The 6859-nt window shown below is 57.0% G+C and carries 6 protein-coding genes; 4 read left to right on the forward strand and 2 right to left on the reverse strand.

Translation table 11 applies throughout. The features are described from left to right. The first annotated feature begins 312 nt into the window (after window positions 1–312). A complete protein-coding gene (locus IHQ71_RS31835; protein ID WP_258163555.1) occupies window positions 313–1566 on the forward strand; it encodes a sodium:proton antiporter in 1254 nt (417 codons plus the stop codon). Between the two features lie 315 nt (window positions 1567–1881). On the opposite strand, the gene IHQ71_RS31840 is transcribed toward IHQ71_RS31835, so the two are convergent. Then, window positions 1882–2292 carry a cupin domain-containing protein gene (locus IHQ71_RS31840; RefSeq protein ID WP_258163560.1) on the reverse strand — a complete coding sequence of 137 codons (411 nt, stop codon included), beginning with the start codon at window positions 2290–2292 and terminating at the stop codon, window positions 1882–1884. Between the two features lie 100 nt (window positions 2293–2392). Here IHQ71_RS31840 and IHQ71_RS31845 point away from each other — a divergent pair, with 100 nt between their 5' ends. The 3 genes from IHQ71_RS31845 to IHQ71_RS31855 all read left to right on the forward strand — a co-directional run bounded on the left by IHQ71_RS31845 (window position 2393) and on the right by IHQ71_RS31855 (window position 6049). Next, window positions 2393–3286: a LysR family transcriptional regulator gene (locus IHQ71_RS31845; protein ID WP_258163563.1), complete on the forward strand. Its 894-nt coding sequence runs from the start codon at window positions 2393–2395 to the stop codon at window positions 3284–3286. Between the two features lie 203 nt (window positions 3287–3489). After that, window positions 3490–4845 carry a sensor histidine kinase gene (locus IHQ71_RS31850; protein WP_258163568.1) on the forward strand — a complete coding sequence of 452 codons (1356 nt, stop codon included), beginning with the start codon at window positions 3490–3492 and terminating at the stop codon, window positions 4843–4845. Beyond that, complete coding sequence (locus IHQ71_RS31855; protein ID WP_258163571.1) at window positions 4838–6049, forward strand: substrate-binding domain-containing protein; 1212 nt, start codon at window positions 4838–4840, stop codon at window positions 6047–6049. The genes IHQ71_RS31850 and IHQ71_RS31855 overlap by 8 nt, the downstream gene beginning before the upstream one ends. Before the next feature lie 349 nt (window positions 6050–6398). Here the strand turns inward: IHQ71_RS31855 and IHQ71_RS32145 are convergent, their stop codons facing one another. After that, entirely contained in the window at window positions 6399–6551 is a 153-nt protein-coding gene (locus IHQ71_RS32145; protein ID WP_374990088.1) for a WGR domain-containing protein, read from the reverse strand. Window positions 6552–6859: the final 308 nt, after the last annotated feature.

The following is a 6859-nucleotide window of genomic DNA, read 5'->3' on the forward strand; positions in this document are numbered from 1 at the left end:
TTATCGTCCGATTGATGGAACGCGGCATTTTCGTCTTGGTTCGTAGACGCCTCGGGATTCCGGCAATGCTGGATATGGAGGGCCTAGCTTCTATCGTCGAAGAGACCGCGGACCATGGACTACGATACGACAAGGGCGACGACTAGACACCGCAGTATCATCGCCCCAACTCGCGAATGATGGCGACAGGACTCTTGGTTGCGAGCCCACCGGCTCAGATGACTGAGGGCGGAACGCCGGAATCCTCAAAGCGTTGTTCCTAATTCGATCACCGGAGACCCCGACGCTGACAGACGATATCGCTGTGCTTAGATGCCCACTTACCTAACCCTCCTAACGCTCCTCGGCGCGACCATCCTTCTTACGGCGTGGCTGCCGATGGTGTTGCGACGGCTGCCGCTGTCTCTTCCGATAATCTGCATTGTCGTGGGCGCTGGACTGTCCGCGACCCCTCTGTCCCCGCTTTCCGCAAATCCGCTCGAAAACCAGGAATTGACACTACGCTTCTGTGAGTTCGTCGTTATCGTCGCCTTGATGGGGGCGGGGCTGAAACTAGATCGTCCCCTGGGCTGGCGGCGATGGATGGTCACTTGGCGCCTCCTCGGCATCGCAATGCCACTGACGATCGCAGGGATAGCGCTCATCGCCTATCTGCTTCTAGGGGTGCCTCTACCTTCGGCCCTTTTGCTAGGGGCGGCCTTAGCGCCGACCGATCCCGTGCTCGCGAGCGACGTGCAGGTGGGTCCGCCGCGTTCTGGCAAGGAAGACGATGTCAGGTTCTCCCTGACCTCGGAGGCAGGACTGAACGATGGCCTCAGCTTCCCCTTTATCTACCTGGCAATCGCACTCACATCCACACCTGCTTTCGGTGGAAGCGATCTCCTTGCCTGGGTGTCTTACGACGTCGGCTGGCGGCTGGCGGTGGGTATCTTGCTGGGTTGGCTGACGGGAAAAGTCTTAGGATTCCTCACCTTTCGACTGCCCAAAAACATTGAATTGGCACGGACCGGCGATGGTCTCGTTGCAATCGGGATCACATGCCTAGCCTACGGAATCACCGAGATCGTTCATGGCTACGGGTTCGTGGCGGTGTTCGTCGCCGCTTTGACATTGAGGTCTGCGGAGCGACATGATGTCTATCATGAGCACCTTCACGATTTCACCGAGCAGGTAGAACGGCTGCTCATGGCCGTCCTGATGGTGTTCTTCGGTTTGATGCTGGGCGACGGCACGCTGCTTCTGGGGATGACCTGGCCCATCGTCGCGACTGCTCTTCTGGCTTTGTTCGCGGTCCGGCCCCTCGCCGCCTGGGTCAGTCTTGTTGGGTCCCCGCAGCCCGGCGACGAAAAAGCGATCATCGGTTTCTTCGGAATTCGTGGGCTAGGGTCCTTGTATTATATGGCTTTCGCCACCACGGTAGCCCGGTTCCCGGGCGAGGAGAGGCTTTGGTCGACCGTCTTCCTTGTAATCCTCATTTCCGTCGTCATCCACGGTACGACTGTAACGCCTATAATGGGATATCTGGACCGCCGCAGGTCGAGGGACGCGACTGCCATACCGCCGTGAAGCGGCCAGGTGTCAAAGGTGCACTAATCGCGCAAAGGACACGACCCCAGTCAACGCCATAAATTGAGTCCGCCGCCCGTTCACATACGTAGCCAAAAGAGGTGCTTAACGTAGAAGATAGTGCGCACTTGCCACCCCCTACTGGCCGATCCCCGTTTTAATGGTTTTGCCACCGCAATGCTATGATGCGGTGCAATAGGGAGTCGTGCCGTCTGTCGGTCTCTCGCAAAACAAATAGTGCCCGATCGCCGCTTTGTCTTCAGACTGGCCATTTGCATTGGTTGGCATGGGCGCCGGGCGAGATCCCGTGGTCCGTCAGGCGACGGGATCGGCAAATGGCGTATCGGGGTCGCTGACATAAAACAGGACCATGGTCGCGGCTACGTCCAGGCGGCGGTTACTGCCGGTCATCCGCACGTCGGCCGGCTCGATGAACACGTCGCCGGCCGCGAGCGTGACGGGTGGATGATCGTCGAGTTCCAGGGTGAATTCGCCGCCGAGCATATATACGGTCACCGGAAATCGGTGGGAGTGATAGGGCGTACGGTCGCCCGGCTCGAGCGTTGCCTTGATGACGCGGATTTCCTGCGGCCGACCGATGGGCAGCGCGTCCGTCGATTGCCGGTGGATGACGTTGAGTTTTGCAATCCCCTGGTCGGCGGCCGAGGTGGTGATTCCGACGGTCAGGCCGGCGATCGACTGTGCGACGTCCAATGTCTGGTGCATGTGACTGCTCCTTTTTTCGATAAAGCAAGGATAAGTCGGTTCATCGCATTGCGGCAGCCGCAAGCTTGCAAAGTCGCCGCGCAAATGTGCATAATGGCCAATGTTTGATTGGAGCGACCTGAGATACTTCCTTGCCGTCGCTCGACATGGCAGCACCGTTGCCGCTGCAAAGGCGCTGGGCGTCAACCAATCGACCGTTCATCGCCGCATTGTCGAACTTGAGCGCGCCACCGGCTATTCGCTGGTGAGACGCCAACCCTCGGGCTATCAGTTGACCGAGTTCGGGCAGGCGCTGCTTCCAGCGGCCCAGGAGCTGGAGATGGCGGCGATCGCCGTTGAGCGGCAGGTACAAGCCTATGCCAGCCAACTCGAAGGCGTCATCCGCTTGACCTGTCCAGAACCACTGGTGTCGCGCATCGTGAGTTCAAGGCTGATGGAACTGTTCGGCGAGCGCTACCCTGGTCTGCGGATCGAGTTCGTGATGAGCGACGGCTATCTGGATCTCGCCAAGGGCGAAGCCGACATTGCGTTGCGGTCTGGGGAGCAGGCGGATGAAAATCTGGTTGGACGGAAGATCGGCGACTCCTTCTGGGCCGTCTATGGCAGCAAGAGCTACGTCCAACACCATGGCACCCTGCAGGGCGTAGGCGATATCGTCAATCATGCCATCATCGGCTTCGACGGCATGCTTGCCAATCATCGGGCAGCGAAATGGCTTGCGATTGTCGCTTCAGATGCAAGAGTGACGGCCACCAACAATAGCGTCTTGGGCGTGCTGCAAGCGGTAAAGTCCAGTGTGGGGATAGCGCCGCTACCAACCACGATCGGCGATGTGCACGATGACCTCGTCCGGTTAACGCCCCCAGTCGAGGAATTGCATCGCGGTTGGTATCTGCTTACCCATCCTGATATCCGCAAGACGCCGCGCATCGCCGCCTTCTTCGATTTCGTCGTCGATAATCTGGATTTAATGCGGCCGATCCTGATGGGATAGGTACGTGGGTCCACGCCGTGTCCGAAGTCAGCTGTCCAAGGGCGATGCAGCTAAATCGATGATGGTTGAGTTTCCGCTATCCGCAAAGGACAGAAGTTCAATCTTCTCGTTGGAATTGCCATCGGCAATCTCAAACATTCGCAGGCCGAAGCCATTCTCGATTCCGGTGGCGAAGTGCTCAGAAATAGGGCAGGAATGCCGCAATGTCCATTTCGAGCCAATCCCTCCTGCGATCGACGTCGGCGTTCCTTTTTATCGGGTTCGTGGCCCTGATGGCCATCGTCATCATGAATTTCTGGCTGGGCGAGCGGGCGCAATCCTACTTCGAGGACGCAAGCGCCGCACGCGATACGCGGGTCGCGGCAGTCGAATTGAGAAACGCAATGCAGACGGCCGAATCGAGCCAGCGCGGTTTCATTATCACGGGAAACGAAATCTATCTTGCGCCATACCAAGCTGCGAAGTTCCAGGCCCAGCGGCACCTGTCCGCGCTTCAGACGCTGCTTCCGTCCTACCCCGGCTCTTCCGAGACGCTGGAACGGCTCACAGCCCTTCTCGCAGCCAAGTTCGAGGAATTCGACCGAACGATAGGTCTTAAACGAGAGAAGCGCGACGCCGAGATACAGGCGATCTTTCGCACGAATAGTGGAAAGGCACTGACCGACGAGGCCAACGTCTTCTTCGCCGGAATCATCGGTAAGGCGGACAGCCGGCTTACTTCTGGCGTCGCGGAGCAGCGCGCGAATACCAGATGGCTTCGTCTTGTATCCGGCATCGGCGCACTTGTGATCGTTGCCGTTACCGGAGGCGCGGCGTATGGCGTCTCACGCCATACCAGAGAGCTACGAATGACCCGTGACGAGGTCAACGCACTCAATGCCGCACTTGAACAGCGCGTGGCGACCCGAACAGCGGACCTAGCTCACGCGCGCGATCGGGCGGAAGTGCTTCTGTCGGAGGTCAATCACAGGGTTGCCAACAGTCTTGCCTTGGTCTCATCACTGGTGAGCCTGCAATCGAGGGCCTTGACCGATCCAGCAGCAAAGGATGCCCTGGCCGAAACGCAGGATCGGATATTCGCAATCTCTCTTGTCCACAAGCGGCTCTATGGCTCCCAAAACGTGCGCGCGGTCGAGCTGAACGAGTATTTGACTGGCTTGCTTGAACACCTCCGCACATCGTTGCGAAGTGAAGGCCACGGTGTGAAGTTGTCGTTCGACATCGAGCCCATGGAAATGGAAACCGATGCCAGTATCAATCTCGGCGTTCTGATCACAGAGCTTGTCACCAATGCATTCAAGTACGCGTATCCGGACGGTCCAGGCGAAATCCGTGTATTCCTGAGAAAGCGGGACAACCAAGGTGAATTGGTGGTCGAAGATGACGGCATCGGCAGGGATGAGGGCGCGCCAGCAAAGGGTACTGGCGTCGGCACCCGCATTATCAACGCAATGAGCTTGAGTTTGAAAGCTCGCTTGGAATATAGAAGGCGGGAGCCGGGCACCGCAGCCCATCTGGTGTTCTCTTTGCATCCGAAGCGGAGCGGCATAGATGGATAAAATTCAACAAGTTGGCCTTGCCGGTTTAAGATCGAAATTGATGGGCAAAATTGTATCCAAGAGCCAGTGCACGGCTCACCCTTGGATTGCCTGTGTTATGGCGTTCGCAGTTCTCGCAAGTCTTACATCAGCACGCGCGCAAGACGGTCCTCCTGGTATCACGGAGCCGACGATTCTACCCCCCTTCGTTCCGAGCGCTCGGATCTGCGGCAAGCCTGTCGGACTAAAGAGAGAGTTGGCTTATGTCCAGGAAAACGAGCGCGAATTCCTGCAAGGCGTGAACCACGGTCTTGAGATGGCCGCCAGGGATCGCGGCTTGCAATACAGGCGCAGCGTCGTGGAAAACGACGTTGAAAAAGCTATCGCGGAAATAGAGGGCTTCAGGGCTACTAAGGTCGGCGCCCTTGTCGCCACGTCCTCGGATCCAATTGCGGTAGCCGGCAGTCTCCAGAAAGTAATATGGTCAGGAACATTTGTCGGAACAATTGTACCGCCACCCGCGACGCTGCTGCTCAATGCCCCGCAGTATGCAACAGGAAAGGCCTTGGCGGATGCCGCCATCGTCCACATCCAACAGCGTCTTGGCGGCAGGGCTAACGTAGTCCTACTCACTCAGGATACAATGCAGTTCCTCACGCCCAGGTTTGAAGCAATGCGTGACGCATTCGCAAGATTACCCGGTGTTACAATTATCGCCGATATTGCCCCGAGCCCGGTCACCAAGGAGAGCGGTTTTGCCACCATGAATACGATTCTATTGGCAAATCCGGATATCGACGTCGTCCTTGGCGGTGATGCCGTTGTGCTCGGTGCGCTGGCGGCGTTGCGCGCCGCCGGCAAGGATCGGCCTGATCAGTTTCTTGGCGGCATAGACGGCGAGCCAGAGGCCGTATCTGAAATCAAGAAGGCCGACAGCCCGTTCAAGGCAAGTATCTCTCTGTCTTCGCCCGTCTTCGGCTACGCGATGGGCCAATTTGCCGCCGACTGGCTGGACGGTAAAAGCATTCCGCAAGCTATGGACATACTGCCTATTGCACTGACCGGCGAGAATATCGCTCAGTACGAAGCCGATCTCGTTGATCCCTCGGCCGTCTACGCAGATTCGGCGCGCAAGGCCGAATACCTCAAAATGTATGGTAGCATTTGTTACGACACACGCGACCAATACATTAATTTTCCGTGGTCATCCGAGGCAAAGCATTAGGACCTTCCATTTCACAAGGAATGGCTCTATTCGCAGCTCACTGGCGGCGGAATCGTTCGCTATCTTGTTCGGGCAGGAATTTGAAATAGTGGTCGCAACGCCGAGTGCATGAAGAAGGTCAAGCTTTCGATCCGGAATCGTACTAAACAAAGGTCGAGGTTGATCGCGCCGTGCTGGCTTGTCCGGAAGCAATTTTATCCCGACTGTTAGCTAACGAGCAAGAACCTGTGGCCGGTGGCCGGCGGCCGGTTCATCGGTATCCGCGTTTGCGCTTTGCGAGTTCCAGGGAAAGCGCCGCAGCGATCGCAAGAACCTTGGATTCATATGCGATTGCCCTCCCCTGCCCTTGCTAACCTCTACGGCCCCATCGTCTTCTCAGTATGATTGAATCAAACAGGTCAAGTTCGAGCGACATAGAATAGAACCGAGCCATACTGTTGATAGGTTCGCGGCGTTCGAGATAGATAGCAACTGCGGGAATGTTCATGATTGACGCTCCCATAATTGTCTCTGTTGATCAAACGAGAGTTCCGAATCAATGCTGTCCCATCGATTCAGCAAATTGATGATTCATCGATTGACTAGCTGAGCTTCTGAAGGCCGCCTCTTTCGCTCACGGGGGTAAAGGTAGCCCGGAGCATTAATACACAAACCCTACGGGGAGGGTCCGTACGCAGTACCGATAGCCGATTGATCAACGGTTAATTTGCGTTAACTCTATTTTCCTTGCCACGACGAAGGAATCGGACGATAGTCACGCGGAAATGGCGATTTGAGCCGCGATCTCTGTGACTATGGAAAATCGACCCG

It is taken from the genome of Rhizobium sp. TH2 (assembly GCF_024707525.1).
Taxonomy (GTDB): Bacteria; Pseudomonadota; Alphaproteobacteria; order Rhizobiales; family Rhizobiaceae; genus Rhizobium_E.